The organism is Lonsdalea iberica, assembly GCF_002111585.1.
In the GTDB taxonomy this organism is placed as follows: Bacteria; Pseudomonadota; Gammaproteobacteria; order Enterobacterales; family Enterobacteriaceae; genus Lonsdalea; species Lonsdalea iberica.
In genome coordinates, this window is sequence record NZ_LUTP01000016.1 from 1 (window position 1) to 26,069 (window position 26,069).

The window sequence follows — 26,069 nt, forward strand, 5'->3', positions numbered from 1 at the left end:
CAATGTTGTTGCTATTGCGCAGGCGACAAAAATGGTCCAAGTGCTCTGGGTGATGTTGACGAAAGGCACTGAGTATAAAATCCGCTTCGCTACCTAATACAATCTCAGGCAGCGAAGTGGACTGCTGTTCAGACCCGATAACACGTTGTGGCAATGTGAGTATAGATAGCAGGATGTCAAAACAGGTAAGACCACAGGTGAGTGAAACCGATACTCAGGCGGGGCAATAATAGCCCGTACTTATTTTTTGTACTCACTGGCAGCGCTCATCATGGTTCGGGGCAATGAAAGCCCCATCAGAAACCGGATATATGGCTGCAGTTACTCGTTTTGATCATTGCAGAAAACACGTTGCACAGGCTGAACGTCCATATATGCTGGGTAGGATCAAAGATCACCTCTATGCCAGTCTGAAAACTTCGTTCAAAAGCAGATTTACAGTGCCAATGATAAAAAATTTGTTTTTTTCTGTTTTGCAGTCATCTAGCTTTAACTTGATATTGTCTGATATGAGTGGTTCTTAACGTAAAACTCATCAGAAAAAATATATGTATTTTGAGAATTTTAAAGTTAGCATTTTAATGTCTTCGTGTTTTTTTGGGGTGTTGTGATTTTTAAAGTAAATTCATTATAAATAAATAGCGAGGTTTTTCCCAATCAAGGGTTACTTATTTCTATTATTTTTTTGTGTGAGCCATGCTAGTCATTTTTAGTGAAAAATAACTATGCGTATATCGTATCAATTACTCTTACGAAAAAATATCGAATTGTTTTAAATGTTTGTGAAAAAATGTATTATGATAGTGCATATGCGAAAAGTCATTGAGAAACTGATGGAATTGATTATAGGGAAGTATAATGTCTAATCTTATTTATCTTAGCGTTGCCGGGGAAAAGCAAAGTTTGATTTCGTCGGGGTGTTCATCACTAGGTTCTATCGGAAATAAATATCAATCCGCACATGAGAATGAAATTTTTGTCTATGAATTGGTTAATAACATCAACAGAACATAAAATGTGTCTCTTCTTCCTGTGGAAATCAGGGAACCTATTGATAAAGCGACTCCTTTATTCGCTCAAGCAATCAATGATAATGAAAAAATGGAGTGTATTTTTTCATTTTATCGAACGGCTCAGTCGGGTGGGAATGAATTGTATTTTAAGATGAGACTTAAAGATGCGATTATTAATAATATTCGTTTTTTCTACCCTAACTCATTGATTCATAACGAGATTCAGCCCCAGGAAAATGTATCATTCAAGTTCGCTTCTATTGAATGGGAGCATGTTATTGCAAGAACAAGCGCATATATGGTTTGGCAGAATATAAATTATTAGTTTTACCGAGGGCCGGATCTAACGCCGGTCCTTTTTTTTAGAAAAAACCTTATGTCAATGTAAATCACAATGGCAATGGAAATAATTATCAATTTAACACTGTGTTCGGGAATAAAATACAGATACAAAAACCACAATCCAGCAATCAAAGACAATAGTATTGTGGTGAAAAAGAAATCCTTAATAACATTTTTTACAAAATTCATGATTTTATCATCCCATTGATGAAATTTATTATTTCTGACTCGTCACTTTTGTTAATGGTAATGTGGGCAGGTAATATCGGCTCTACTAAAAAATATAACATTTCTATTTGCATAGAATAAAGAACCCAATATAGTTGAGGATTGATATCTCCTAAGTGTCTTGCTGACATGGCTGCTCCTTGAACCTTACCATAAAATGCCGCCATTGTTATTCCAAAGGCAGAATATTTGTTTATTCGTTGTATAACAATAGAACTGAAACTAAATGATGATGAAATCGATTTGGCAATCAAATAGGCTAGAGACTCTTTGATTGCTCGATTTGTTGAAATTTCAGAGGCTGTTCCCAGTACTAACTTAGCTATTTCTTCTTTTTTTTGTTCATCGATATTTTCTATTAATATCTTTGTATAAGCATGCACTATATCAAGAATGACATCTTCTCTTCGGTATACCTGCACAATAGAAAAAAACATGCGGCGGTCTTCGAGTTTTAGTTCTTGGCATACATCATTATATTTCTCAAACATGCATGATGTATACCAACTGGCTCTTTCAATTCCGTTATATATGTCACTGGTAAGGCTGATTGTATTTTCTTTTATTTGAAACCCTATCTGGCTGAGTTGCAAGAACTTTATCAGCTTCCATCTTTGATTTTAAATAGTCTGATACAAGCATGAAAATCCTTTCCTCATCGGGTTTTATTTGCATCCAAAGTATACCCCCTAGGTAATGTATATGTAAGCGCAATTATCTATAACGTCTAATATCTGAAAACGTCGACTACACTCCATCGCATAGTTCATAAAATCAATGGACTATCTGGTTAAGCCCCTTGATCTTCCCCCTGAAAACAGTGCCAGTCTAAACTGAGGTATCCGGTCTTTCTTCTATCACCCAGAGAGGCTCATTGCCATGAAAAAGACCCGTTATACCGAAGAACAGATTGCGTTTGCGCTGAAACAAACCGAAACCAGCTCCCGCGTCGGGGAAGTCTGCAGAAAGATGGGGGGGTTGAGGCCACTTTTTACAATTGGAAGAAGAAATTCGGCGGCTGAAGAAGCTGGTGGCAGATCTGAGCCTGGACAAGGAGATGCTTCAGGAGGTATTGAAGCGAAAGTTCTGAGGCCGGCTCAGACGCGCCAGGCGGTGCATTTCCTGCTTGAAGCTTATCATATCGGTGTCCGCCGGGGATGTGGCCTGCTGATGCAGAGCAGAACTTTCTACCACAGGCAGAGCCAGCGTGATGATCGACCGGTCACCCAGCGCATCCGAGAGATAGCGGAAATTCGGATACGGTATGGCCGGTAATACCATCAGAAGCATGCAATGTCATGAAATGAAACCTATTCTAGGCTTAATTAATTGATTTTAAATAGTTTATCGGGGGTTTTGTGAGGTTATGAAACGAGGTGAAATGAAAGAAAATTGTCCCCAGCAGGAATCGAACCTACAACTAGCCCTTAGGAGGGGCTCGTTATATCCATTTAACTATGGGGACACGGCTGGCGAGCATTATACTCGATTTTGCCGCGTCCATAAGCACTTAGCGGTGCGTTTGCTTAATCCTCCACCACTTCAGCGTGATGAGTCATCCTTTTCGTCATCGAGTTTGACGGCTTTTTTGTCTTTGCCCGGCAGGTCGCTACGAATTTGAGCATGGCTGATAAGCGCGAAAACAAAGGTGCCGCCAATAATGTTGCCTGCCAACGTCGGCAGGGCGAAGGGCCAGATGAACGCCTGCCACGACAGCTGCTGATTGAAGACCAAATAAAAAATTTCCGTTGCGCCAGCCACAATATGCGTCAGGCTGCTGGCCGAAATAAGCCAGGTCATGATGATAATCAGCAGGATTTTCGCGCTACCGGCATTCGGCAGCATCCATACCATCGTAGCGATGATCCAGCCGGAAACCATGGCGTTGGCGAACATCTCCTGCGGGGGATTTTCCATCACATGGAGAGCGATGTCGGAGAACGCATGGCGCACCTCCGCGCTGAAGACGGGCAGTGCCGTATACCCCAACGCCGCCAGTGCGGTGCCGATGAGGTTGCCGAACAACACGATCCCCCACAGTCGCAATAACAGACGAAAGTTATGCATGCTGGGTTGATGCATTATTGGCAATACAGCCGTGACGGTGTTTTCCGTAAACAGCTGCTGACGCGCCATGATGACGATGATGAAGCCGAGCGTATAACCGAAACTCTCCAGCAGGTGCGCTCCCGTCACGCCTTTTAGCTCGGCGTGAAGCAGACCCATGGCGATGAGCGATGTCCCCATCGAAAGTCCGGCGGCGATGGCGGACCATAAAAGCGCTCGGCCATCCCGCACCAGCTCTTTTTGACCTTCCTGCCGGATACGCTCATGGATAGCGGCGGCCGGGGAGGGCAGGGAATGTTCATCCACGACGATGTCTTGTCCCTGGCGGTTTTCGTGACTCTCTAGGTTGCGATTGTTCGTTGAACGAGGATCATTCATAACTGATTATTCCGTTGGCATCGTGTTGGCGGAAACTGACTTATAAGCATAGTCACTCTTCATCGCCGCGCGGCGCTCGAGTATGAACCGGTGCCTGCGGCGACGCCGTGCCGCATCGATCATCCTTACGTCTTAAAAATCGGGCTTGCAGCCGTTCGTGTTAATGACCCAGGAGGGCAGAATGTGCTATTAGCTTTTGCGTCTTGGGTGGTTCTATCGTGAGGGTGCGGTGACAGAGTGCCTTCCGCCGTTATTGTGACGGCGTTGTGGGTGGATTCAGGCCGCATGGCCGTATTGATGCATGCTTGAATGGGAACAGTCAGAGCCTGCCGCAGCCTCACTAAAGGGGACGCACGCCGGAACGATGTTGAGGGCTAACGCCGTTGGCGTGAATTTTTCGTATGGTGATACACTCAATGCGGCATGACGTTTCCGCCTCCATCGGTAAACGGTGCCTTTTTACAAGGGCATACAAAAATTAAGCAGGGAGAATGGTTATGAATTTCCGCCTCGGGGGAGTGGTTTTAGCAAGTTTGTTGCTCGTTGCGTGCGCCAGTTCCAGAGACACCACGCAGCAGGGGCGTTCAGATCCTCTGGAAGGCTTCAACCGAAGCATGTTCAGCTTTAACTACTATCTGTTAGATCCCTATCTGGTGCGACCCGCCGCCGTGGTGTGGCGTGATTACGTCCCGCATCCCGCTCGTAACGGGTTGACGAACTTCTTCGATAACCTGTCGGAGCCGGCGGCGATGGTGAATTACTTCGCCGAAGGCAAACCGTATGAAGCGATGATCCACTTCAACCGTTTCTTCCTTAATACTATCGTCGGAATGGGGGGGCTAATTGACGTCGCCACCATGGCTAACCCCAAGCTGGCGAAAAAAGAGGAGCCCCGTCGCTTTGGGAGCACGCTGGGACATTACGATGTCGCCTACGGTCCCTACGTCGTGTTGCCGGGTTATGGCAGCGCGACGCTGCGTGAAGACGGCGGAAATGTCGTCGATACCCTCTATCCCCCCTTGAGCTACCTGACATTCTGGATGTCCGCGGGTAAATGGATGATTGAAGGGTTGGAGACGCGCGCTCAGTTGCTGGATTCCGACGGTCTGCTGAAGAACTCGTCCGACCCTTATCTGATGATGCGTGAAGCCTACTTCCAGCGTCATGATTTCCTGGCGACCGGGGGAGCCGGTCCGGCGCCGGTGAATCCAAATGCCAAAGAAATTGAGGGCAGCCTTCAGGAAATCGACGCGCAATAAATACCCGCGTCTCAGTGATGTATAGTGGCGCCTTCGGGCGCCTTTATTCGTTGTTTTTTTATGAGTTGCTTTTTAGATCTTCACATACAAGATTGTTTGTGAGAAGTTACCAGCCTGTTGAATGTTTATTTAATTACATAAATTTATTTTCATCAGCCATGTAACAATAATGCTACCCTGTTTGTGAGAGTGACGTTTCAGCAGCTCCGAACTGGCAGCCAGACTCGTTTTGATCTAACGAAATTTTGACCAAAAGCAGTCTTACTGCTCTTTCACCACTTCTGTACCGTTATCTTGCTCGTCGGGATGGGATGACTTTGTTTCACCTGCAGGGATAATAATTCACATTAAGAGATGTAAAGCATGAAAAAACTACTCATTTCGGTCCTCTGTTTAGGGATCATGGGAGTAACGCAATCTGCTGTGGCAGAAGAGGATAAAACCGTGGATGTAGTACTGATCGGCGGCGGCGTTATGAGTGCAACATTGGGCACCTATTTGCAAGAACTGGAGCCCAACTGGACCATCAATATGGTCGAGCGTATGGATAACGTTGCCCAGGAAAGTTCAAACGGCTGGAATAATGCGGGTACCGGACACTCCGCCTTTATGGAGTTGAACTATACCCCGGAAAAACCCGACGGCTCGGTCGAAATCGTCAAAGCCGTTGAAATCAGCGAAGCATTCGAAATTTCCCGCGAATTCTGGTCCTATCAGGTTAAAAACAACGTGATGAAGGATCCCACCTCCTTTATCAACAGTGTTCCCCACATCAGCTTCGTCTGGGGCGACGACAACGTCGACTTCTTGCACAAACGCTACAACGCGCTGCAGCACAGTACGCTGTTCCGCGGTATGGAATTCACCAACGACGCTAACACCATCAAAGACTGGGCTCCGTTGGTGATGGAAGGACGCGACCCGAATCAGAAAGTCGCGGCGACCCGTATGCCGATTGGTACCGACGTCAACTATGGCGAAGTGACCCGTCAGCTGGTTGATTCCATGAAGCAGAACCCGAACTTCTCTTTACAGCTGAATCACGAAGTCCGCGACCTGAAGCGTAACAGTGATAACACCTGGAACGTCGTGGTTGCCGACCTGAAAAATGATGGCAAAGAAAGCGTAATCAAAGCGAAATTCGTCTTCATCGGCGCAGGCGGCGCGGCGCTGCAGCTGCTGCAGAAATCTGGCATTCCTGAAGCCGAGAACTACGGCGGCTTCCCGGTCGGCGGCGAGTTCCTGGTGACAGACAATCCTGATGTCGTGAAACGTCACATGGCGAAGGTCTACGGTAAAGCTTCCGTAGGTGCGCCGCCGATGTCCGTTCCGCATCTGGATACCCGTGTCTTCAACGGTAAACAAGTCGTGCTGTTCGGGCCGTTCGCAACCTTCTCCAGCAAATTCCTGAAAAATGGTTCGCTGTGGGATCTGTTCGCGTCCGTCAGCACCTCCAACTTCATGCCGATGGTGCATGTCGGTCTGGATAACTTCGATCTGGTGAAATACCTGATCAGCCAGGTGATGATGAGCGACGACGACCGTTTCGCGGCGTTGCAGGAATACTTCCCGAACGCTAAGAAAGAAGATTGGAAGCTGAGCGTTGCCGGTCAGCGCGTGCAGGTCATCAAGAAAGATGCTGACAAAGGCGGCGTGCTGAAACTGGGCACCGAAATTGTCAGCTCTCAGGATGGCACCATCGCTGCGCTGCTGGGCGCCTCTCCGGGCGCTTCTACCGCTGCGCCGATCATGCTGGACGTGCTGAACAAGGTCTTCAAGACCCAAATCGCGACGCCGGAATGGCAGGCCAAGCTGAAGGAAATCATCCCTTCCTACGGTGAAAAACTGGACGGCGACATTGAGCTGACCAACAAGATCCGTAGCTACACCAGCAGCACGCTGAAACTGAACTATATGGAAGTGAAACCGGAGTGATTCCGATTCTGCTTCAATAGCTCATAAAAAAGCCGCGTAAGCGGCCTTTTTTGATCGTTGTATAAAATGGAAATTCATAAAGCATCCCGCGCGTGGATGAGCCTTCACACGGGATGGCGGCTTATCAGAAGCGGTAATTCAGGTTGATGCCATACAGCCAGGCAGTGCCTTTTGAGGTGAAGCTGTAGGTAGCCGGCGAGTTGTCGGCCACTTTTTCGTTAATGGTGACGCTCTTACCGTGCATGTAGGAGATGCCTAAGTCGACAGAGGCGTCTTTATTGAATGCATAGGTGGTCCCGGCGCTAATCCAGAGTCGGTCTTGATCCGGAATAGAGATGGAGCGGTTCTCTGCCGGTACGGGGCTATCGTCGTACGCGATACCGGTGCGGAAAGTCCATTTATTGTCGTAATAATAGGTGGTGCCGAGCGCCATGCGATAGGCGTCGCGGAAATGCTCTTTCTTCTCGAACAGTTGCTGATTGTTGCTGCCGGTGGCTCTTAGCTCTTCGAACTGGCTCCAACTGGTGTAAGTGAAGCTGTAATGAACCGCCCATTGAGGCGCGACACGGTGATAGGTGGAGAACTCCCACATTTCCGGCAGCGATAGCGTCAGCGCGCCGGGAATGTACTGGCCGCCCGTGCCCGTCGTTGTGCTGGTCGCGATGACGCGGGGCAGGTCGTTTTTATAATCGCCCTTGAAGTCGATGTCGACTTTGGAGCGATAAGTCAGTCCGACGCGGTTATTCTCGTCGACTTCGTACAAAATACCGGCGTTCCAGCCGTAACCCCACTCTTCGCCTTCCAGATGTGCTATCTCGGATGAAGGGCCATTGACCACGCCTGCCAGACCGCCTCTAGAGGCTGGAATGTAGGCCAGTTCGCCCGCGGTGCGCACAATTTTCGCTTTAGCATAGACCGCGTCAACGCCCAGCCCGAGACTAAAGTGCTGGTTCATGCGATATGCGGCGCTGAGGTTGAGGTTCGATGTCAGCAGTTTGGTCGTGCCGCCGATGGAGCCCGCAGCGTAGTCGGAGGGAAACTCCGTCGACAGACCATAGTTAGTCACGGCGGAGGCGCCCACGGACCAGCGGTCGTTCAGCGGCATGATGAAGTGCACGTTCGGCACCCATTGCGCGGGCGCGATATTATGCGCGCTGGTATCGCCGCTTCCCGTCAGGGAGTTTTGGCCCTGCAAATTCACGTCCGGGTCGATATAAATAGCGCCGATAGAGAACGCGGGGCGGTCAAATAAGGCCATGGTGGCGGGATTGCGGCTGCCTGACGTCGCGTTGTCGGCGACGGCGCCTTCGCCGGAGAAAGCGCGTCCCAGACCGGACGTGGAGTATTCATTGAGCTGGAAACCCGCGGCGGATGCATGGCTGGATAACAGCGCTAGTGCTACAGCAAGCGATGTTTTTTTCAGCCGGCCTTTCTGGTGCATGACCAAACCTCATTGTATTTTGTGGTTGAGCGCTGTTACTTCGTAAAACGGTAACAAAAGGACGCGCATTGTAGGTTGGCTACTCTTTGTGACAAATCAGACCAGTTACAAAAAGATTCGATTATTAATAATTTGATCTTTAATCGTTTTGCTTTTGTTAAATTAATGTCTGGTGATTGAGTCATTTTCGCCGGTAAGGGAGAGGGCGAAGGCAGGGGCGAACAAGGAATGCGAGGCGGATATGGCGTTAATATCCATAGTGTCAGTAAGTCCTAGTGCTTCGGCGTCTCGGCGGGTAAAATAAGATAACCTTTTATGACCTGGAACGAGCCTGGCCTCCAGGTATTTCCGCAGAGGAGTCTTGTAATGACAAATCCAATTAACAAATGCAGCGCTGAAGAAACGGCCGCCTGTTGCTGTGTCGATGTCGGCACCATCATGGACAATACTGATTGCACCGCCTCGTATAGCCGTGTGTTTGCCGACCGGGCTGAAGCGGAAGCCATGCAAAAGACGTTGATCGACAAAGCTCGCTCCGTGGAATCGGATCCTTGCGTAATCGACAGCACGTTCGCTGACGTTGAAGGTGGTGTGAAGATGGAGATCGACTTCACTTTCTCCTGCCAGGCGGAAACCCTGATTTTCCAGCTGGGCCTGCGTTAAGCGCTGCGTATCGGAGGGGACGCCCTCCGAATGACGACGGTCGGTCGTCCCGGCAACTCCCCCTCGCGTCAAGATACCGCTGATTTCCGAAGGAAATTCTCCTGACATCCTATCCCCCGCAATGCACGTGCGAACTAAGCTGAAAGGAATCGGTCTGATTATTCAGACCACCGCCCAATGATGGGTAATAAGGCGGCTATCCCTCCACACAAAAAACAACATGGTGTCCTGTTTTTTGTGTGGAGGATGGGAATGTGATTTTGCAACTAACTGAAAATAAATGAATTCCATCATGCGCTTGTGCGTTAAAAATACATGCGTTGCCTGCCGACGTCGGTCGTTAGGTTGCTATCGGCAGCCAATTGGAGTAAAAAATTGCGCTCCGGTCTGGTTAAAACGCCAGCAATGAGTTCCTAAACCGTGTGTTCACGTCGGTCAGGCGTAGCCGGATGCACGAGCGTCGGCACTGCCTCTCCCTTGGCGACACGCACAGCTTTTTCATCAATATAGCGGTGTAATATGCAAGTTTTGATCATGCGTCACGGCGATGCCATACCTGACGCAGCCAGTGATGCGCTTCGTCCTCTCAGTGCTCGTGGATGTGATGAGTCTCGTCAGATGGCCGAGTGGTTGTCTGGCAAGGGTATCGACATCGATCGCATTCTGGTTAGCCCGTTCCTGCGTGCTCAGCAAACATTGCAGGCCGTCAGGGACGCATGGCCACTGCAGGTTAAGGACGAGTGCCTGCCGGAGCTCACGCCGGGCGGCAGCGCCGAACAGGTGCGAGACTATCTTGAGGTGCTGGCTTCTCAGGGCGTCGGCGCTGTGCTGGTGATCTCGCATTTGCCGCTGGTCGGCTACCTGGTCGCGGCCCTTTGTCCGCAAGAAACGGCGCCGATGTTCGCCACGTCGGCCGTGGCAGATGTGCAGTTCGCCCCCTCTGGTGCTGGCGTATGCCAGTGGCAAGTCAGTCCGGCTCAGCTTCTCGCCAAAGCCGCCCAAGCCAAATAATCCTGCTTTAGCCCTGCGCACCGGTATGCCTGACGGCAAGGGCATATCGACACCCGTCGACGTTCTCCCTGCTTCGATGTCTTGAAGGTCGGCGACGCGAGGTTTTGCTTACGGCTATAGCCGTATGTGTGCTCGAACGCCTGACTGGGCGGTGGTGGGTCAAGGGGGGAGGGCGGCGAATGGCCGCCTGTCTTTTAGGTCAGGGGCGTTATCTGACGTTGCTATCCAGCGCGACCAGCACGAGCAATGCGGCGTCGCCGCCAAATTCGCGCGGGGCCTGATGAAAGGCCAGCACGTCGGGATGCTGGGCAAGCCATAGCGGGGTCTGCTGTTTGAGGATGTGCTTACCGTGACCGTGCATCACACAGGCGCAGTAGACGTGCTCCCGGCGGCAGGCGGCCAGTAATGCGCCTAGCTCTTGCTTGGCTTCCTGCTGGGTCAGACCATGCAGATCCAGAAACAGCTCCGGCGGATAATCCCCTCTGCGCAGCTTTTTTAATTCATAGTGGCTGGTGCCGGAGCGAACGTATCGTACCGGGCCATCGTTCTCCAATAGCGGCTGAAACTCATCCGAGAAATAAAAGCAGGCGTCGCGTTGCTCCTGCATCGCTTTACGCGGCGGTACTTCCGAGAGTTTGCGGCGCGGCGGTTGATAGCGATAGGTGTCCTGAGTCAGGCGTCTGGCGCCGGCGACTGAAGCGCGAAAAAGCGCCAGCTCTTCCTCATCCAGCCTGTATTTGTTTTTCATCAGCGCTTACTCTGTCTTGGTTTTTCCTAAGTGTACCTTTTCTAGCGCGCTCCGCTAAGGTTTGAGGGGCCGCAGGACGGTGATATCTGCTGATTTGTCGCAGGCTTCATGGCAAACTAGGCGGCAATTTGATTTTCAGAGATGTCTGCGGAGGACAACCTTGGACAAAATTTTCGTCGATGAAGCGGTCAACGATCTGCATACCCTTCAGGATATGCTGCGTTGGACGGTCAGCCGGTTTAATGCCGCACAGGTCTATTACGGTCATGGAACCGACAACTCTTGGGACGAGGCGTTGCAGCTGGTGTTGCCAAGCCTGTATCTACCCCTCGATATCCCCGAAGACATATACAGCGCGCGCCTGACGTCAGGCGAACGTCACCGCATTGTGGAACGAGTGATCCGCCGTATCAACGAACGTATTCCCGTCGCCTATCTCACCAACAAAGCGTGGTTCTGCGGGTTGGAATTCTACGTCGATGAACGCGTGTTGGTGCCGCGTTCGCCGATTGGAGAGCTGATCAATAACGGTTTCGAGCCGCTCTTGAGCCGCGAACCTCATCACATTCTGGATCTCTGTACTGGCAGCGGCTGCATCGCCATCGCCTGTGCGCAGGCTTTCCCGGAGGCGGAGGTCGACGCGGTCGATATCTCCAGCGATGTACTGTCGGTGACCGAGCTGAATATCGAACAGCATGGCATGGAACATCACGTCACGCCGATTCGTTCAGATCTGTTCCGCGACCTGCCGACCACGCCTTACGATCTGATCGTCACCAACCCGCCTTACGTCGATGAAGAAGACATGGCGGACCTGCCGGACGAGTTCCGTCATGAGCCCGAGCTGGGGCTGGCCGCGGGCAGCGACGGCCTGAAGCTGGTACGTCGCATTCTTGCCCGCGCCACCGAATACCTCAGCGAAGAGGGGGTGCTGATCTGCGAAGTGGGCAACAGCATGGTGCATCTGATCGACCAATATCCCGATATTCCGTTTACCTGGCTGGAATTCGAACACGGCGGCGACGGCGTATTCATGCTGACCCGTGCGCAGCTGCTGGACTGCCAGTCTCACTTCAGCCTGTATCGCGACTAATATAGTGACAGGATGCGGGCGCGGATAGCCCGCCTGACGATCTCTTATTTTATGATGTAAAGGAGCCGTGATGGCAGGAAACAGTATTGGGCAATTTTTCCGCGTCACCACCTTTGGTGAGTCCCATGGTATTGCCCTGGGGTGTGTGGTGGATGGCGTTCCGCCGGGCATTCCGCTGACAGAAGCGGATCTACAGCACGATCTGGACCGCCGCCGTCCAGGCACCTCTCGCTATACCACCCAGCGTCGCGAACCGGATCAGGTGCGCATTCTGTCCGGGGTATTCGACGGCGTGACGACGGGGACCAGCATCGGCCTGCTGATTGAAAATACCGATCAGCGTTCGCAGGACTACAGCGCGATCAAAGATTTGTTCCGACCCGGACATGCCGACTATACCTACGAGCAGAAATACGGCCAGCGCGACTATCGCGGCGGCGGCCGATCTTCCGCGCGCGAAACGGCCATGCGCGTGGCGGCAGGCGCCATCGCCAAGAAATATCTGCAGCTTCAGCACGGCGTGAATATTCGTGGCTGTCTGACGCAGATGGGCGACATTCACTGCGAATTGAAAACGTGGGATCAGGTTGAGCAGAACCCCTTCTTTTGCCCGGATCCGTCTAAGCTGGAAGCGTTGGATGAACTGATGCGCGCGCTGAAGAAAGAGGGTGACTCTATTGGCGCACGCGTGACGGTGGTGGCCGAGTCCGTACCCGCCGGGCTCGGCGAGCCGGTATTCGACCGACTGGATGCGGATTTGGCGCATGCGCTGATGAGTATCAACGCCGTGAAGGGCGTCGAGATCGGCGACGGTTTTGCAGTCGTGGGCAAACGCGGCAGCGAAAACCGCGATGAGATCGCGCCGGACGGTTTCCAGAGCAATCATGCGGGCGGCATTCTGGGCGGCATTAGCAGTGGTCAGGCGGTCGTGGCGCATCTGGCGCTCAAGCCGACGTCCAGCATCATGGTGCCGGGGCGCACGATCACCCGCACGGGCGAAGCGACGGAAATGGTCACCCGTGGGCGTCACGATCCCTGCGTCGGTATCCGCGCCGTGCCCATTGCCGAGGCGATGATGGCTATCGTGTTAATGGACCATTTATTACGCCAACGTGCGCAATGCGCGGACGTAAACACTTCAGTTCCCCGTTGGTAACCTGCATATGAAAACAGCTTTGATAGGTTTGATGACGCTGCTCTGCTGCGCCACCGCTGGGGCAGCGACGCCCTGGCAGGAGATCACCCACCCGGTGCCTGGACGCCCGCAGGCGATAGGTTCTTTCGCTAACGGCTGTATCATCGGCGCGCGGCCACTGCCGCTGCAAGCGGAGGACTATCAGGTGATGCGGGTCGATCAGCGTCGCTACTTCGGCCATCCGGATCTGCTGGGCTTCATCCATCGCCTCAGCGCCAGCGTGCATCGCCAGAACGGCGGCATCGTGCTGGTCGGAGACATGGGGATGCCGGCGGGAGGGCGTTTCAGCAGCGGACATGCCAGTCATCAGTCGGGGCTGGATGTGGACGTCTGGCTGCAGGTGCCGCGTCAGCGCTGGAGCACGCAGCAACTCCTGAATCCACAACCTATCGATCTGGTCTTACCCGGGGACAAAGCCGTCAATCCGCGCCTGTGGAACCATGATGCCCTGACGCTGATCAAGACGGCGGCGCAGGACAGCGCGGTGACGCGCATCTTCGTCAACCCGGCGATCAAGCAGCGTCTGTGTCAGGAGGCTGGCAGCGACCGCTCCTGGCTTCACAAGGTTCGCCCGTGGTTCGCACACCGTGCGCATATGCACGTTCGTCTGCGTTGCCCGGCGAACAGTCTTGAGTGCCAGGATCAGGATCCGCCGCCGGCGGGCGATGGCTGTGGCGCGGAGCTGCAAAGCTGGTTCCAGCCGCGTAAGCCGGGCGCCGTCGCGCCGCAGAAAACCACGCCACCGCCGCTGCCCGCATCTTGTCAGGCGTTGCTGAACCGACACTTTGCCGCGGAATAAAACATCATGGAAGGTTTGATCTTAGGGCCGGAACTGCTCGGCCTGCTGTTTGCTATCGCCGTGGCGGCGGGATTTATCGATTCAATTGCCGGGGGCGGCGGTTTATTGACGGTCCCCGCATTATTGGCGGCAGGGTTATCGCCCGCGCAGGCATTGGCGACAAATAAACTTCAGGGCGTCGGCGGATCGTTTTCCGCCAGTCTGTACTTTATCCGCCGTGGCGCGGTCGATCTGCGTGAGCAGAAGCTGGCGGTGGTCTGCACCTTTCTTGGCGCGATCAGCGGTGCCTGGCTCATTCAACAGATTCACGCGGATTTCCTGCGCCAGTTGCTGCCGGTACTGGTGATCGGCATCGGCCTGTATTTTCTGTTGATGCCCAAAATCAGCGACGAAGATCGGCAGCGTCGGCTCTCTCCCGTTCCATTCGCTTTGGTTGGTGGCGCTTGCGTGGGATTCTATGACGGCTTTTTTGGTCCGGGAGCCGGGTCGTTTTACGCGCTGTCCTACCTGACGCTACGCGGTTTCAATCTGGCAAAGTCTACCGCGCACGCCAAAGTACTCAACTTCACCTCCAATTTCGGTGGCCTGCTGTTTTTCATTCTGAGCGGCAAAGTCATGTGGCTCATCGGCGGCGTGATGCTCTTAGGGCAAATCATCGGTGCGCGTTTGGGGGCGAAAATGGTACTCACCAAGGGGCAGAAGTTGATTCGTCCCATGCTGGTGGCGGTGTCCGCGCTGATGAGCGTCAAACTGATTTACGACGGCCATGGGCAGGATGTCGCGCATTGGGTGGGGCGGCTATTCTCATGACTGAACCGGTTAACAACATCATGACACACGATTATGAGCACCTGATTCAGGTGTTTAACGGCTGCTTTAGCGACGATTTCAATACACGCTTAGTCAAGGGCGAGGACGAGCCGATTTACCTCCCGGCCGATGAGCAAACGGACTATCACCGTATTCTGTTCGCCCACGGTTTTTACGCCAGTGCGATGCACGAGATTTCCCATTGGTGCATTGCGGGCGCGGAACGACGCAAACTCGTGGATTTTGGGTACTGGTACTGCCCCGACGGACGCGATGCGGCAACGCAGCAACAGTTCGAGTCGGTGGAAATTAAACCGCAGGCGCTGGAGTGGATGTTTTGCGTTGCGGCGGCGTTTCCCTTTAACGTGAGCTGCGATAACCTGAACGGCGATGTGACACCCGACCGCATTGCCTTTCAACGCCGTGTGCACGCGCAGGTGATGCGCTATTTGGAGGAGGGCGTTCCCGAACGCCCGGACCGCTTAATTCAGGCGCTGCACGCATTTTATCATACGGCGCCGCTGACCCCGGCGGCTTTCCCGTACCCCGCCGATCTCTGCTGAGCGGACGATGGGCAACACAGAACAACCGAGGACAATGAATGATCGCAGAATTTGAATCGCGCATCCTGGCGCTGATTGATGACATGGTGGAACACGCCAGCGACGATGAGCTTTTTGCCGGGGGTTATCTGCGCGGTCATTTGACCTTGGCGGTCGCGGAAGCTGAGGAAAACGGCGAGCATACGGCCGAAGCCTTGTGCAGCCGTGTCGAGGATAGCGTACGCAAGGCCATCAAAAACGGCGAACTGTCTCCGCCGGATCAGGTTCTGGTCAATCAGATGTGGGATCGTCTCTACCAGCAGGCGTCTTCCCAACCGTAACGTAATGCCTCTTCTTTAACCGGTGCCGGAATCCTCCGGCACCGTCATCGTCAAACTCCCATCCAGAAACACAGCACATAGAACCACGCGAGGCCGCAGACTACCGCCAGGAGAACGTGACGAATTAGCAGAGCGATCATCACGCAGCCCAGCGCGCCCCACAGGTAGGGGTTGTCGGGGAAAGGACGCAGCGCGTCGTGATGTAAGAGGAGCACCGGTCCGCATATCGCGGTCAGCATACAGGGGGCGGAATAGTGCAGCGCCTGACGGATCCACCGCGGCAGCTTCACCGGCACGCGCGGGTCGAGAAACAGGTAGCGATTGAAAAACACCACGCCCGCCAGCACAAACAGTAAGCACCAACTCATGATGATGCGCCTCCCAGACGTTCGATCACCACAGCACATAGCATGCCGCCGAGACCCCCAATAATGACGGCGCCTTCAACCTGCCAATAAGACAACAGCATCGCGGCAATCAGGGAAAAAGCGACGCCGCACAGTGTTCCGATGTTTTTTACCATGGGAACAATGATGGTGATAAAGGTCGCCACAATCGAGAAATCGAGATGGTAGCGTTCCAGGTCGGGAATCGAAGAAGCCAGTAAAATGCCTGACAGGCTGCACATCACCCAGCACAGATAAAAGGTCAGCCCCGCGCCAATGAGATACCCCGGCGACAGCCGGCTGTGATTATCTTTCCCGGCAGCGAGCGCAAACAGTTCATCCGTTAGCAAAAAACCGATAGGAATGCGAAAACGGCTACTCAAGCGAGAGACGGCGTCTCTAAGGGTCAGCCCGTAGATCAAGTGTTGCAGCGTAATCACAAACACGGTCATGACGATGGTCAGCACGCTGGCTCCGGACATCAGCAGTCCCAGCGTGACCAATTGCGCCGCGCCGGCGAAGATCACCGCCGACATGCCGACGCTCTGCCAGAAAGTCAGCCCGGCCTGCACCGCCATCGACCCCGCGAGGATGCCCCAGGGAACTACCGCCAGGCATAACGGCAAGACGGCCACGCAGCCTGTAAAGGTGCCCTGCCAGGGAGAGCGGGGGGTTGCCGACGCGTTCATAAAAAATGTCCTTGTGGTGTAATAGGTCGCAAAAAGGTAACCCAGGCACCCGGACAAATATTGAAGAAAATTGCGATCGTACAACAGCGCAGGTAGGCGCGATGCGATGCTCCCAATAGGTCATCGTTCGCGGGAGGGAAGGGCGCTCAAAGAGCGTGAATCGGGACGCGATTTTCAGCGTGCTATTGCGCGTACAAATTGCCCCGGCGTTACGCCCAGCGCTTTTTTAAAATGGCGAGTAAAGTGGCTTTGGTCCGAAAAGCCGCAGCGGACGGAAACATCGGTGAGCGTTTCTCCCTGACGCAACAACGTGGTCGCCTTGCGCAGCCGGGACTGCACGAGGTAGGCATGAGGCGGCATTCCGACCAAGCTTTTAAACTGTCGCAGGAAGTGCCACGGGCTAAGCTCGGCCTGGTTCGCCAGCTCCATTAACGACAGGTTTTCCTCCGGACAGTCGTCCAACAGCATTTTGACTTCGCGGATGGCGTGGTCGGCTTTCGTCAGCGGACGGACTTCCGTTTGCGTTTTTCCATGGCGCATCATCAACCAGACCAGCGACGAGCAAAGCAGGGTTTCCTTCAACAACGTATTGCCTTCGACGGCCAGGAGCGAGAAGACCATGCGTAATTGCTCTGACAGGCCCGGATCGTGGGCGACCGCGTGGGGAAACCAGGGCGCGTCTCCCTGATGGTCGCGCATAGATCCCGACAGGCCGCGCAGCACATCCACCGAGGGTAGATGGCCCGATAGGACCAGCCATCGGCGGTGCCTGCGCAGCCCGTATGGATTTCATCCGCGTTGACCAAAATGATATCGCCCTTGGGCGCGACGTGTTCGGCACCAGTACGGTAGAAACGCTGCGTGCCTTCCTCTATTACGCCGATGCAGAAATTCTCATGCGAATGACGGGAAAAACGCTGATTGTGATAGCGAGCCTGCAGCATGTCTAGCCCACCCAACGTGGCATGATGGCTAAAATTAGCGTGTTCCCGCGATGCCTGCTGTCCCATTTCTGCGCTCCCAATGCGGTAAAAAGTAGAACGAAATTGCTGTGATGCCAGCTACGAGGATGCTAGTTATCCTCTGGTCAAACCGGGCGACGCTTCAACAGCTTTCTGACCCAGAAACGATTTGGATTCAGGGCGGCCAGCGTGGCGCTATCTAGCGGCAACGGTTCTCCGTAAATTTGGGACGCCAGCACCTCTGCCGCTAACGGGGCGGAACAAAGACCGCGGGACCCAAGACCGCCGAGAATAAACAGGTTCGGATGAACCGGAGCCTGCACAGGAACGTGAGACGCCGCCAGTTGCTGAGGGAGCGTCTGATACTGGCCCAGCGTCTGCTCATAGTCAGGTACGGCGCCGACCAGCGGCAGGTGATCGCGCAACGCGCTACGTACGCCGCATCGGGCGTCGCCGTCGGAGACGTCTACCGCCGTCGGCCACGACAGCGACGGCAGGCAGTCGATCAACCGCTGGCGGTTCTGCTGTTGATCCGAATCGCGATACTCGACCCCGGTGTCTCCGCGGTGATAGCTGGCGCCGATGCAATGCTGCTGGTGTCGCGGGCTGATTGGCGTCAGATAGCCGTCATAGCAGAGCACCTGCTTAAGAGGGCGCAGTTGGGCGTTGCCGGGTACGTGACTCACCTGTCCCCGCACGGCGTAGGTGGGAAGGTGCTGCGTCTGAGGCCAGTCGCTGAGCTGATGTCCGTTCGCCAGAATGAGTGTGGCATGCTGAGCAGTGTCGCCGCTGTTCAGCGTCAAACGCCAGCCGTCAGAAGACGGCGTAAGCTCGGTGACGGTCGTGTTCAAACGGACCTGCATGCCCTGGCGGGTCGCCAACGCCAGTACGGCGGCGGTCAGCTCGGCCGGACACAACCATCCCCCGGACGGATACGTAATGCCTCGCTGAAGCAGCGGAACGCCGCAGGACTGTGTCAGCATCTGCGCATTGGCCGCATGCACCAGTTCTTCAGGCCATTGCCCGGCGAGGATTTGATCGATTTTACGCGCGCTTTTATCGTCAAACGCCAGCTGGCTGACGCCGCACCACTGATGTTCGTAATTCACGCCCTGCGCCGTCAGCGCATCGTAGGTACGTCGGGCATAGCCGAACGCGCTGGCAAAAAAACGCGACAGCGCGTCGTGCTTATCATTGAGCAGCGGATAGAGCGCGCCTTGTCGGTTGCCGGAAGCGCCTTGTCCCACCTGTTCATCGGCGCAATACAAGGTGACCTTGGTGCCGCGGCGTTGCAGCGCCAACGCCGTTAGCAGGCTGGCGATACCCCCGCCAATGATGGCGACTTCATGAGGCTGTGCGGCGGCGGGCCGATGATACCAGGGCGCGGATTCGGTTACGGGAATCGCATCTGGCAGATCCCCGCACAGCATCTCGCGCTTGCGGCCGAAACCTTTGACTTTACTGACGTTGAACCCGGCTTCCTGCAAGCCTCGACGGACAAAGCCCGCCGCCGTGAAGGTGGCGAGGGTGCCGCCGGGACGGGACAACCTCGCCATCGCGTTGAACAGGTTCGCGGTCCACATATCCGGATTTTTCGACGGCGCGAAACCGTCCAGAAACCAGGCGTCGACCTGATGGTTCACGCTGTCATCGAGTTGGGGCAGCAGGTCATTGATATCGCCGAACCACAGATCGAGCGTGATATGGCCGTCAGCCAGTATCAGACGATGGCAACCGGGGGACATCGTCGGCCACTGTTGCCGCAGTGCGTCGGCGAACTCAGCCAGTTCGGGCCACTGGGCATGCGCGGCCGCCAGATCGCCCACCTGCAAAGGAAACTTTTCGAAACTAAGATAATGCAGGTGTTGCAACGTGGCGTCGGGCTGTTCACGGCGAAAATCGGCGAACGCCTGCCATAAGGTCAGGAAATTCAACCCGGTACCGAATCCACTCTCCGCGACGGTGAAAGTCGCGCGTGAAGCTTGTGCAAAACGTGCGGGTAAGTCATTGCCCTGTAGAAAGACATAGCGGGTTTCCGCGAGCCCATCCTGGTTGGAAAAATAGACGTCGTCAAACTGTAGCGAAACAGGTGTACCCTGAGCGTTCCAGCTTAGCGAAGCGGTTCGGATGGCGGGCGTAATCACGGCAACTCACTCATAATTCAGGCGGTGGCGGAAGTTTAACGGTCAGCCCCTTTGTGTGCAAATTTGTGCAAAGGTAGGCACATCGGACTTGTTCAGCTTACAAGTGTAAGCTAAAGTGCATCGCAGTATCCTAAATGCTTATACAAACGAAATGAGGTATTGAATGAAACGTGCAGTGATTACAGGTCTTGGGATCGTATCTAGCATCGGTAATAACCAAGAGGAAGTCCTTGCATCTCTGCGTGAGGGCCGTTCAGGTATCACCTTTTCTCAAGAGCTGAAAGATGCTGGCATGCGTAGTCACGTCTGGGGCAACGTTAAGCTGGATACGGCTGGCCTGATTGACCGTAAGATTGTGCGTTTCATGAATGATGCCGCCATCTATGCTTTCCTTTCTATGGAGCAGGCGGTGAAAGATGCGGGTTTGACCGAAGAAGTTTACCAGAATAACCCGCGTGTGGGCCTGATTGCCGGTTCCGGCGGCGGTTCTCCGCATTACCAGGTTATGGGTGCCGACGCCATGCGCGGTCCGCGCGGCGTGAAAGCCGTGGGTCCTTATGTGGTGACTAAGGCGATGGGTTCTGGCGTTTCCGCCTGCCTGGCGACCCCGTTCAAGATCCACGGCATCAACTACTCGATCAGCTCCGCGTGCGCGACATCCGCACACTGTATCGGCAACGCCGTTGAGCAGATTCAGATGGGCAAACAGGACATCGTGTTTGCCGGCGGCGGCGAAGAGCTGAGCTGGGAGCTGTCCTGCGAATTTGATGCGATGGGCGCGCTGTCCACCAAATACAACGAGACGCCGGAAAAAGCCTCCCGTACCTATGACGCGAACCGAGATGGCTTCGTCATCGCCGGCGGCGGCGGTATGGTTGTGGTGGAAGAGCTGGAACACGCGCTGGCGCGCGGCGCTCACATCTACGCTGAAGTCGTGGGCTACGGCGCAACCTCCGATGGCGCAGATATGGTCGCCCCGTCAGGCGAAGGCGCAGTACGCTGCATGAAAATCGCGATGCAAGATGTTGACGGTCCGATCGACTACATCAACACTCACGGGACTTCAACGCCGGTCGGCGATGTGAAGGAGCTGGGCGCTATCCGTGAAGTGTTCGGCAACAACACGCCGGCGATCTCCGCAACGAAAGCGATGACGGGTCACTCTTTGGGTGCGGCGGGCGTCCAGGAAGCGATTTATACGCTGCTGATGCTGGAACATAACTTCATCGCGCCGAGCATCAATATCGACACGCTGGATGAGCAGGGCGAAGGGATGAACATCATCACCGAACCGACTGAGCGTGAGCTGAACACCGTGATGTCTAACGGTTTCGGTTTCGGCGGCACCAACGCCGTTCTTGTCATGAGTAAATACAAGCAGTAAGCGTTTTACCTCAGCCGGGGCGCTCAGCCCCGGTTATGTTTTTCTCGCCTGATTGATTGGGTCTTTCCCCTTCGCTTTTCTAACTGCTAACTGCTAACTGCTAACTGCTAACTGCTAACTGCTAACTGCTAACTGCTAACTGCTAACTGCTAACTGCTAACTGCTAACTGCTTCGTGCGGTCTTAGAGCAGTACCCACAGTAAAACGATGACGCACAGCGCACACAGGATCAGTACGCCGCGCGGACGGCTGAAGAGTGGTCGCAGCTCGGGGGGCAGGGCGGAGATAAAAGGGCCGTAGATCGGAACCGGCGTTGACGCGGAACCTGCCATCGCCGTCTCTTTTTCCTGTAGCTGCTGGAGTCGTTTGCTGTAGAGAAATGTGACGACGTCAGCAATCTGCACCGGCGTCAACGGCGTCTGCATCCCGGCATTGAAACGAGACTGCGCGTAATCCTGCACCATCTGCTGTTCCTGACCATCCATCGGCTGCTTGAGCGCTGGCTGCAACGCCGCCAGCGTCGGCGACGTATGGTTCTGCATCATGGCGACCTGCGTTTGCAGCAGTTGGCTTAGCAGCGGGAAGTTTTTAGCGGGAATCGCGTCATTAGGTTTCAGCCCTTGAACATCCATCAGCGCCAGCAAGACCTTGGCGGGGGATTCGCCGGTCAGCGTCGTTAGTCGGGTAATTAGCTGATTCAGGCTGTTCTGCTCCGCGGGCAGCAGGCGACGGTCCAGCGGGGCGCCGGTTTGCGGCAGTGCGCCGGGCTGAGGCTCGGTCGTCGGAGGCTGCGCCGACGGTGAAAGCGTGCCGGGCGGCAGCGATGAGCTCGGCTGCGGCAGCTGGCCATTTTGCAGCAGCGTGACAACCTGCTGAAGCTGACTGCCGCTCAATGAGCTCAGCACGGTGTGGCCGAACTGCTGGCGAATAAAGTCGCTCACCGCTTGGCGGTTATTGCCCTGCGGCAGCAGTTCGGTGAGCTGTTGCAACAGTTGACGGGTGCCTAAGGTATTTTGCACGGAGGTCAGTCGTGTTTGCAGCGCCTGTTCAGCGGCAGGGAATTGACCCGACAAAATTTCGGCGCCGCTTTTCAGACCGATGTCGTGACGCATACCGGCCCAGATTTCAGCCGACTTGAGCGAACTTAATGACATGATCTTCGTGATAAGCCGCTCCAGCGATGTGCGCTGCGCGGGCGTCAATGGGGCGTCATCACGCGCCGTACCGCCGGTTTTCAGCGGCGTGGAATCTATGTTGCGGTCGCCTGGCAAAGACGTGCCTGGGCTGTTCACGGGCTGCATAACACGATCCTTACCGTGCGGTTTCTGTTCGAAGTGAGATAACAGAAAGAATAGTCGAACGTTATGATAACAACCCGGATCCGTAACGGGTAGTCGGGTAGGGCGTTTGACGCAAAATTTCTGTTATGCGGCGCTACCAGCCGGGCGATTCGCCGGTGTTCCCTCTCGACGGTTTGTGGCAGAATAACGACCCTGTTTTCGCCGCCGCTGTGCGTCCGACGCCACACGCCTTTCGGGAAACGTAACGTGAAAATCCTTGTTGATGAAAATATGCCCTATGCCCGCGAGCTGTTTAGCCGCCTGGGCGACGTCACTTCCGTGCCGGGACGACCGTTGCCGCAAGACGCATTGGATGATGCCGATGCGCTGATGGTGCGTTCGGTCACCAAAGTCAATGCAGACTTATTGACGGGAAAATCAGTGAAGTTCGTCGGTTCGGCGACGGCGGGGACCGACCATGTCGACGAAGCCTTTTTGCAGCAGGCCGGTATTGCTTTCTCTGCCGCGCCGGGTTGCAACGCCATCGCCGTGGTTGAGTATGTCTTTTCTGCACTGCTGGGATTGGCTGAGCGGGATGGTTTCCAGTTGCGCGACCGCACCGTCGGCATCATTGGTGTGGGCAACGTGGGTGCGCGCCTCAATGCCAGGCTTAAGGCCTGGGGCGTCCGTACGCTATTGTGCGATCCCCCGCGCGCGGAACGCGGCGATGAGGAAAACTTTCTTTCGCTGGAAGAGGTCGCGGCGCAGGCCGACGTGCTGACGTTTCACACGCCGTTGTACAAAGATGGTCCTCACAAGACCTATCACAATGTGGATGCCGATTTGCTGGATTCGCTGGCGGAAGGCACCATATTGATTAACGCCTGCCGTGGGCCAGTCGTCGACAATGTAGCGCTGCTTGAGGCGTTGCAGCGTGGGAAATCGCTCAGCGTGGTACTGGATGTCTGGGAGCCGGAACCCGAGCTATCGACGGCGTTGCTGGAACGGGTGGATATCGGCACATCGCACATCGCCGGGTACACGCTGGAGGGCAAGGCGCGCGGCACGACGCAGGTCTTTGAAGCCTGGAGCCGTTTTGTTGGCCAGCCGCAGCAGGTGGCGCTGTCTTCGCTGCTGCCCACGCCCGAAGTGACTTCCGTTACTCTGACTCATCCGCTGGATCAATCGCTGCTCAAACGTCTGGTGCATCTGGTTTACGACGTGCGCCGAGATGATGCGATGCTGCGCGGCATCGCCCACATCAGCGGCGGATTTGATCGTCTGCGTAAAACTTATCAGGAGCGCCGAGAATGGTCTTCGCTTCAGGTGTTCTGCACCGATCGCGACACCGTCGAGTTGCTCAACCAACTGGGCTTCAACGCCGTTTTTCAGGGCGATAACTGATCGCTTTGTTCATGAATAAACCTTTTTGTCCGGGCGATGTTGCTGTCGCCTGGCCTGTGTTATGAAAAATTTGGGGAGAAGAACCAAATGACCAATGGCTGGAATATAGCGCTGCTGGGCGCAACTGGCGCCGTCGGCACCGCGTTGCTGGAGCTATTGCAGGAACGTGAATTTCCAGTGGGAGACATCTATCCGCTGGCAAGTGAGCATAGCGCAGGGGAAACTCTCCGTTTTAACGGCCGCTCTTGTCTGGTGACGAACGCGGAAGCGTTCGACTGGTCGCAAGCGCAGTTGGCCTTTTTCGTCGCCGGCGCCGAGGCGAGCGCCCGCTATGCGGACGAGGCGGCCAACGCTGGTTGCCTGGTTATCGACAGTAGCGGGTTGTTCGCGCAGGAGCCTGATGTTCCTCTGGTTGTTCCGGGCGTGAATTCCCAGGTGCTGGCCGATTACCGCAATCGCAACCTCGTTGCCGTGGCGGATAGTCTGACCAGCCAGCTGCTGAAAGCAGTGAAGCCGTTGACGGAACAGGCCGGGCTTTCCCGCCTTCACGTCACGAGTCTGCTGTCGGTTTCGGCACGGGGTAAAGCGGCGGTCGACGATTTGGCGGGCCAAAGCGCCCGTTTGCTGAACGGAATGCCGCCGGAAGCCGGGATGTTCCCGAAACAGCTGGCGTTCAATCTGCTGCCACTGCTAGCGGATAGCGAAGGCAGCGTCATGCAGGAGCGTCGTCTGGTCGATCAGGTGCGTAAGGTCCTGCAAGATGACGGGCTGCCGATTGCGGTCAACTGTGTTCAGTCGCCGGTTTTCTACGGCCATGCGCAGGTGGTGCATATGGAAGGTATGCGTCCGCTCTCCGCCGAGGAAGCCCGCGAGGAACTGCTGCAGTCGGACGATGTCGCCATCAGCGATGACGACGATTACCCGACGCAGGTCGATGACGCGTCCGGCAACATACAGCTGAGTGTGGGCTGCCTGCGCAACGATTACGGTATCCCGGAGCTGCTGCAATTCTGGTCGGTGGCGGACAACGTTCGTTTTGGCGGCGCGTTAATGGCGGTTGAAACGGCCGAACTCCTGATTGAGGAGCATCTGGGGTAATCATGACAGCGTTGCAGGTTGCGGAAGACGTGGCGCCGCTGAAAATCGCCCTGGGAATTGAATATGACGGCAGTCGCTATTACGGCTACCAGCGTCAGGCGGAGGTAGACAGCGTCCAGCAGTGTCTGGAAGCGGCGCTGTCACAGGTCGCCGATGAGCCGATTACCGTGTTCTGCGCGGGACGCACCGATGCAGGGGTCCATGCCACCGGTCAGGTGGTGCATTTCACTACGCACGCCGTGCGTAAAGACGCGGCTTGGACGATGGGCGTCAACACCCATCTGCCACCGGATATTGCCGTTCGCTGGGTTAAGACGGTGAATGATGAATTTCATGCCCGTTTCAGCGCCACCGCTCGTCGCTATCGCTATCTGATTTACAACCATCGCTACCGCCCAGCGATTCTGTCGCACGGCATGACGCATTTTTATCATCCGCTCGACGCCGAGCGCATGGAACGGGCGGGGCAGTGTTTGCTGGGGGAGAATGATTTCACCTCTTTCCGTGCGGTGCAGTGCCAGTCGCGTACGCCGTGGCGAAATGTAAAACATTTAAAGGTTGTGCGGCACGGCGCTTACATTGTGGTAGATATCAAGGCCAACGCTTTTGTCCACCATATGGTGCGCAACATTGTGGGCAGTCTGCTCGAAGTTGGGTGCGGTAATCAGCCTGAAAGCTGGATTGCGGATCTGCTGGCGGCCAAAGATCGTAAGTTGGCCGCCGCGACGGCTAAGGCTGATGGACTGTATCTGGTGGACGTCGATTATCCCGAGTCGTTCGGGCTGCCGTCCGTCCCGATGGGGCCGCTGTTTTTACTCGATGACTAACGACGCTGCCGTTCGCCGAACTGCACGGTC

22 protein-coding genes, 1 tRNA gene and 3 pseudogenes are annotated in these 26,069 nt (G+C 54.8%); 16 read left to right on the top strand and 10 right to left on the bottom strand.

Annotated elements, in window-relative coordinates; genetic code table 11:
- Window positions 1-858: 858 nt before the first annotated feature.
- Window positions 859-1,338, top strand: a pseudogene (locus AU511_RS08155) (Hcp family type VI secretion system effector).
- A 202-nt stretch (window positions 1,339-1,540) separates the two neighbouring features.
- Here AU511_RS08155 and AU511_RS08165 read toward each other — a convergent pair.
- Complete coding sequence (locus AU511_RS08165; RefSeq protein WP_240503795.1) at window positions 1,541-2,074, bottom strand: hypothetical protein; 534 nt, start codon at window positions 2,072-2,074, stop codon at window positions 1,541-1,543.
- A gap of 388 nt (window positions 2,075-2,462) precedes the next feature.
- On the opposite strand from AU511_RS08165, the pseudogene AU511_RS08170 reads away from it, so the two are divergent.
- Window positions 2,463-2,852 (top strand): annotated as a pseudogene (locus tag AU511_RS08170) (transposase); the annotation flags it as partial.
- A gap of 124 nt (window positions 2,853-2,976) precedes the next feature.
- Here the strand turns inward: AU511_RS08170 and AU511_RS08175 are convergent.
- A tRNA-Arg gene (locus AU511_RS08175) sits at window positions 2,977-3,048 on the bottom strand.
- 77 nt (window positions 3,049-3,125) lie between these two features.
- The gene (locus tag AU511_RS08180) at window positions 3,126-4,028 is read right to left on the bottom strand and encodes a formate/nitrite transporter family protein (protein ID WP_094109352.1); all 903 of its coding nucleotides are present in this window, start codon (window positions 4,026-4,028) and stop codon (window positions 3,126-3,128) included.
- 497 nt (window positions 4,029-4,525) lie between these two features.
- Here AU511_RS08180 and mlaA point away from each other — a divergent pair, with 497 nt between their 5' ends.
- Window positions 4,526-5,287: a phospholipid-binding lipoprotein MlaA gene (gene mlaA, locus AU511_RS08185; RefSeq protein ID WP_094109353.1), complete on the top strand. Its 762-nt coding sequence runs from the start codon at window positions 4,526-4,528 to the stop codon at window positions 5,285-5,287.
- A 363-nt stretch (window positions 5,288-5,650) separates the two neighbouring features.
- Window positions 5,651-7,222, top strand: coding sequence for a malate dehydrogenase (quinone) (gene mqo, locus AU511_RS08190; RefSeq protein ID WP_094109354.1), 1,572 nt, complete (start codon window positions 5,651-5,653; stop codon window positions 7,220-7,222).
- 124 nt (window positions 7,223-7,346) lie between these two features.
- Here mqo and fadL read toward each other — a convergent pair whose 3' ends face one another.
- Window positions 7,347-8,663 carry a long-chain fatty acid transporter FadL gene (fadL, locus tag AU511_RS08195; protein ID WP_094109355.1) on the bottom strand — a complete coding sequence of 439 codons (1,317 nt, stop codon included), beginning with the start codon at window positions 8,661-8,663 and terminating at the stop codon, window positions 7,347-7,349.
- Between the two features lie 366 nt (window positions 8,664-9,029).
- On the opposite strand from fadL, the gene AU511_RS08200 reads away from it, so the two are divergent.
- Together AU511_RS08200 and sixA are read left to right on the top strand one after the other, a co-directional pair.
- The gene (locus tag AU511_RS08200; protein ID WP_094102120.1) at window positions 9,030-9,326 is read left to right on the top strand and encodes a YfcZ/YiiS family protein; all 297 of its coding nucleotides are present in this window, start codon (window positions 9,030-9,032) and stop codon (window positions 9,324-9,326) included.
- Window positions 9,327-9,845: 519 nt separating this feature from the next.
- Window positions 9,846-10,337: a phosphohistidine phosphatase SixA gene (gene sixA / locus AU511_RS08205; protein WP_094102121.1), complete on the top strand. Its 492-nt coding sequence runs from the start codon at window positions 9,846-9,848 to the stop codon at window positions 10,335-10,337.
- Between the two features lie 208 nt (window positions 10,338-10,545).
- Here sixA and smrB read toward each other — a convergent pair whose 3' ends face one another.
- The gene (gene smrB, locus AU511_RS08210) at window positions 10,546-11,085 is read right to left on the bottom strand and encodes an endonuclease SmrB (RefSeq protein ID WP_026739964.1); all 540 of its coding nucleotides are present in this window, start codon (window positions 11,083-11,085) and stop codon (window positions 10,546-10,548) included.
- A gap of 160 nt (window positions 11,086-11,245) precedes the next feature.
- On the opposite strand from smrB, the gene prmB reads away from it, so the two are divergent.
- The 6 genes from prmB (at window position 11,246) to AU511_RS08240 (ending at window position 15,865) form a co-directional block, all read left to right on the top strand.
- Window positions 11,246-12,178: a 50S ribosomal protein L3 N(5)-glutamine methyltransferase gene (gene prmB / locus AU511_RS08215; RefSeq protein WP_094102122.1), complete on the top strand. Its 933-nt coding sequence runs from the start codon at window positions 11,246-11,248 to the stop codon at window positions 12,176-12,178.
- A 70-nt stretch (window positions 12,179-12,248) separates the two neighbouring features.
- Window positions 12,249-13,334, top strand: a complete 1,086-nt coding sequence (aroC, locus tag AU511_RS08220) for a chorismate synthase (RefSeq protein WP_094109356.1) — start codon at window positions 12,249-12,251, stop codon at window positions 13,332-13,334.
- Between the two features lie 7 nt (window positions 13,335-13,341).
- Window positions 13,342-14,172 (top strand): penicillin-insensitive murein endopeptidase, encoded by an 831-nt coding sequence (gene mepA / locus AU511_RS08225; RefSeq protein WP_094109357.1) that lies wholly within the window; start codon window positions 13,342-13,344, stop codon window positions 14,170-14,172.
- A gap of 6 nt (window positions 14,173-14,178) precedes the next feature.
- Window positions 14,179-14,982 carry a sulfite exporter TauE/SafE family protein gene (locus AU511_RS08230; protein ID WP_094102125.1) on the top strand — a complete coding sequence of 268 codons (804 nt, stop codon included), beginning with the start codon at window positions 14,179-14,181 and terminating at the stop codon, window positions 14,980-14,982.
- 20 nt (window positions 14,983-15,002) lie between these two features.
- Entirely contained in the window at window positions 15,003-15,545 is a 543-nt protein-coding gene (locus AU511_RS08235; RefSeq protein ID WP_094109384.1) for an elongation factor P hydroxylase, read from the top strand.
- Window positions 15,546-15,583: 38 nt separating this feature from the next.
- Window positions 15,584-15,865, top strand: coding sequence for a YfcL family protein (locus AU511_RS08240; RefSeq protein ID WP_094102126.1), 282 nt, complete (start codon window positions 15,584-15,586; stop codon window positions 15,863-15,865).
- 50 nt (window positions 15,866-15,915) lie between these two features.
- On the opposite strand, the gene AU511_RS08245 is transcribed toward AU511_RS08240, so the two are convergent.
- The 4 genes and pseudogenes from AU511_RS08245 to mnmC form a co-directional block, all read right to left on the bottom strand.
- Complete coding sequence (locus AU511_RS08245) at window positions 15,916-16,233, bottom strand: AzlD domain-containing protein (protein ID WP_094102127.1); 318 nt, start codon at window positions 16,231-16,233, stop codon at window positions 15,916-15,918.
- A complete protein-coding gene (locus tag AU511_RS08250; protein WP_094102128.1) occupies window positions 16,230-16,940 on the bottom strand; it encodes an AzlC family ABC transporter permease in 711 nt (236 codons plus the stop codon). The genes AU511_RS08245 and AU511_RS08250 overlap by 4 nt, the downstream gene beginning before the upstream one ends.
- 174 nt (window positions 16,941-17,114) lie before the next feature.
- A pseudogene (locus tag AU511_RS08255) lies at window positions 17,115-17,950 on the bottom strand (AraC family transcriptional regulator).
- 77 nt (window positions 17,951-18,027) lie between these two features.
- Entirely contained in the window at window positions 18,028-20,046 is a 2,019-nt protein-coding gene (mnmC, locus tag AU511_RS08260) for a bifunctional tRNA (5-methylaminomethyl-2-thiouridine)(34)-methyltransferase MnmC2/FAD-dependent 5-carboxymethylaminomethyl-2-thiouridine(34) oxidoreductase MnmC1 (RefSeq protein ID WP_094109358.1), read from the bottom strand.
- 163 nt (window positions 20,047-20,209) lie between these two features.
- Here mnmC and fabB point away from each other — a divergent pair, with 163 nt between their 5' ends.
- Entirely contained in the window at window positions 20,210-21,430 is a 1,221-nt protein-coding gene (gene fabB / locus AU511_RS08265) for a beta-ketoacyl-ACP synthase I (RefSeq protein WP_094102131.1), read from the top strand.
- Between the two features lie 182 nt (window positions 21,431-21,612).
- On the opposite strand, the gene flk is transcribed toward fabB, so the two are convergent.
- Entirely contained in the window at window positions 21,613-22,731 is a 1,119-nt protein-coding gene (gene flk / locus AU511_RS08270; RefSeq protein WP_094101541.1) for a flagella biosynthesis regulator Flk, read from the bottom strand.
- A gap of 246 nt (window positions 22,732-22,977) precedes the next feature.
- Here flk and pdxB point away from each other — a divergent pair, with 246 nt between their 5' ends.
- The 3 genes from pdxB to truA all read left to right on the top strand — a co-directional run bounded on the left by pdxB (window position 22,978) and on the right by truA (window position 26,039).
- A complete protein-coding gene (gene pdxB / locus AU511_RS08275) occupies window positions 22,978-24,114 on the top strand; it encodes a 4-phosphoerythronate dehydrogenase PdxB (RefSeq protein ID WP_094109359.1) in 1,137 nt (378 codons plus the stop codon).
- 87 nt (window positions 24,115-24,201) lie between these two features.
- Window positions 24,202-25,212, top strand: a complete 1,011-nt coding sequence (locus AU511_RS08280; protein ID WP_094109385.1) for an aspartate-semialdehyde dehydrogenase — start codon at window positions 24,202-24,204, stop codon at window positions 25,210-25,212.
- Between the two features lie 2 nt (window positions 25,213-25,214).
- Entirely contained in the window at window positions 25,215-26,039 is an 825-nt protein-coding gene (truA, locus tag AU511_RS08285) for a tRNA pseudouridine(38-40) synthase TruA (protein WP_094109360.1), read from the top strand.
- Window positions 26,040-26,069: the final 30 nt, after the last annotated feature.

What these genes read in the sequence shown, in the direction of transcription:
- AU511_RS08165 (WP_240503795.1), bottom strand. Translation starts at nt 2,074, where the DNA reads ATGTTTGAGAAATATAATGATGTATGCCAAGAACTAAAACTCGAAGAC.
- AU511_RS08180 (WP_094109352.1), bottom strand. Translation starts at nt 4,028, where the DNA reads ATGAATGATCCTCGTTCAACGAACAATCGCAACCTAGAGAGTCACGAA.
- mlaA (WP_094109353.1), top strand. Translation starts at nt 4,526, where the DNA reads ATGAATTTCCGCCTCGGGGGAGTGGTTTTAGCAAGTTTGTTGCTCGTT.
- mqo (WP_094109354.1), top strand. Translation starts at nt 5,651, where the DNA reads ATGAAAAAACTACTCATTTCGGTCCTCTGTTTAGGGATCATGGGAGTA.
- fadL (WP_094109355.1), bottom strand. Translation starts at nt 8,663, where the DNA reads ATGCACCAGAAAGGCCGGCTGAAAAAAACATCGCTTGCTGTAGCACTA.
- AU511_RS08200 (WP_094102120.1), top strand. Translation starts at nt 9,030, where the DNA reads ATGACAAATCCAATTAACAAATGCAGCGCTGAAGAAACGGCCGCCTGT.
- sixA (WP_094102121.1), top strand. Translation starts at nt 9,846, where the DNA reads ATGCAAGTTTTGATCATGCGTCACGGCGATGCCATACCTGACGCAGCC.
- smrB (WP_026739964.1), bottom strand. Translation starts at nt 11,085, where the DNA reads ATGAAAAACAAATACAGGCTGGATGAGGAAGAGCTGGCGCTTTTTCGC.
- aroC (WP_094109356.1), top strand. Translation starts at nt 12,249, where the DNA reads ATGGCAGGAAACAGTATTGGGCAATTTTTCCGCGTCACCACCTTTGGT.
- mepA (WP_094109357.1), top strand. Translation starts at nt 13,342, where the DNA reads ATGAAAACAGCTTTGATAGGTTTGATGACGCTGCTCTGCTGCGCCACC.
- AU511_RS08230 (WP_094102125.1), top strand. Translation starts at nt 14,179, where the DNA reads ATGGAAGGTTTGATCTTAGGGCCGGAACTGCTCGGCCTGCTGTTTGCT.
- AU511_RS08235 (WP_094109384.1), top strand. Translation starts at nt 15,003, where the DNA reads ATGACACACGATTATGAGCACCTGATTCAGGTGTTTAACGGCTGCTTT.
- AU511_RS08240 (WP_094102126.1), top strand. Translation starts at nt 15,584, where the DNA reads ATGATCGCAGAATTTGAATCGCGCATCCTGGCGCTGATTGATGACATG.
- AU511_RS08245 (WP_094102127.1), bottom strand. Translation starts at nt 16,233, where the DNA reads ATGAGTTGGTGCTTACTGTTTGTGCTGGCGGGCGTGGTGTTTTTCAAT.
- AU511_RS08250 (WP_094102128.1), bottom strand. Translation starts at nt 16,940, where the DNA reads ATGAACGCGTCGGCAACCCCCCGCTCTCCCTGGCAGGGCACCTTTACA.
- fabB (WP_094102131.1), top strand. Translation starts at nt 20,210, where the DNA reads ATGAAACGTGCAGTGATTACAGGTCTTGGGATCGTATCTAGCATCGGT.
- flk (WP_094101541.1), bottom strand. Translation starts at nt 22,731, where the DNA reads ATGCAGCCCGTGAACAGCCCAGGCACGTCTTTGCCAGGCGACCGCAAC.
- AU511_RS08280 (WP_094109385.1), top strand. Translation starts at nt 24,202, where the DNA reads ATGACCAATGGCTGGAATATAGCGCTGCTGGGCGCAACTGGCGCCGTC.
- truA (WP_094109360.1), top strand. Translation starts at nt 25,215, where the DNA reads ATGACAGCGTTGCAGGTTGCGGAAGACGTGGCGCCGCTGAAAATCGCC.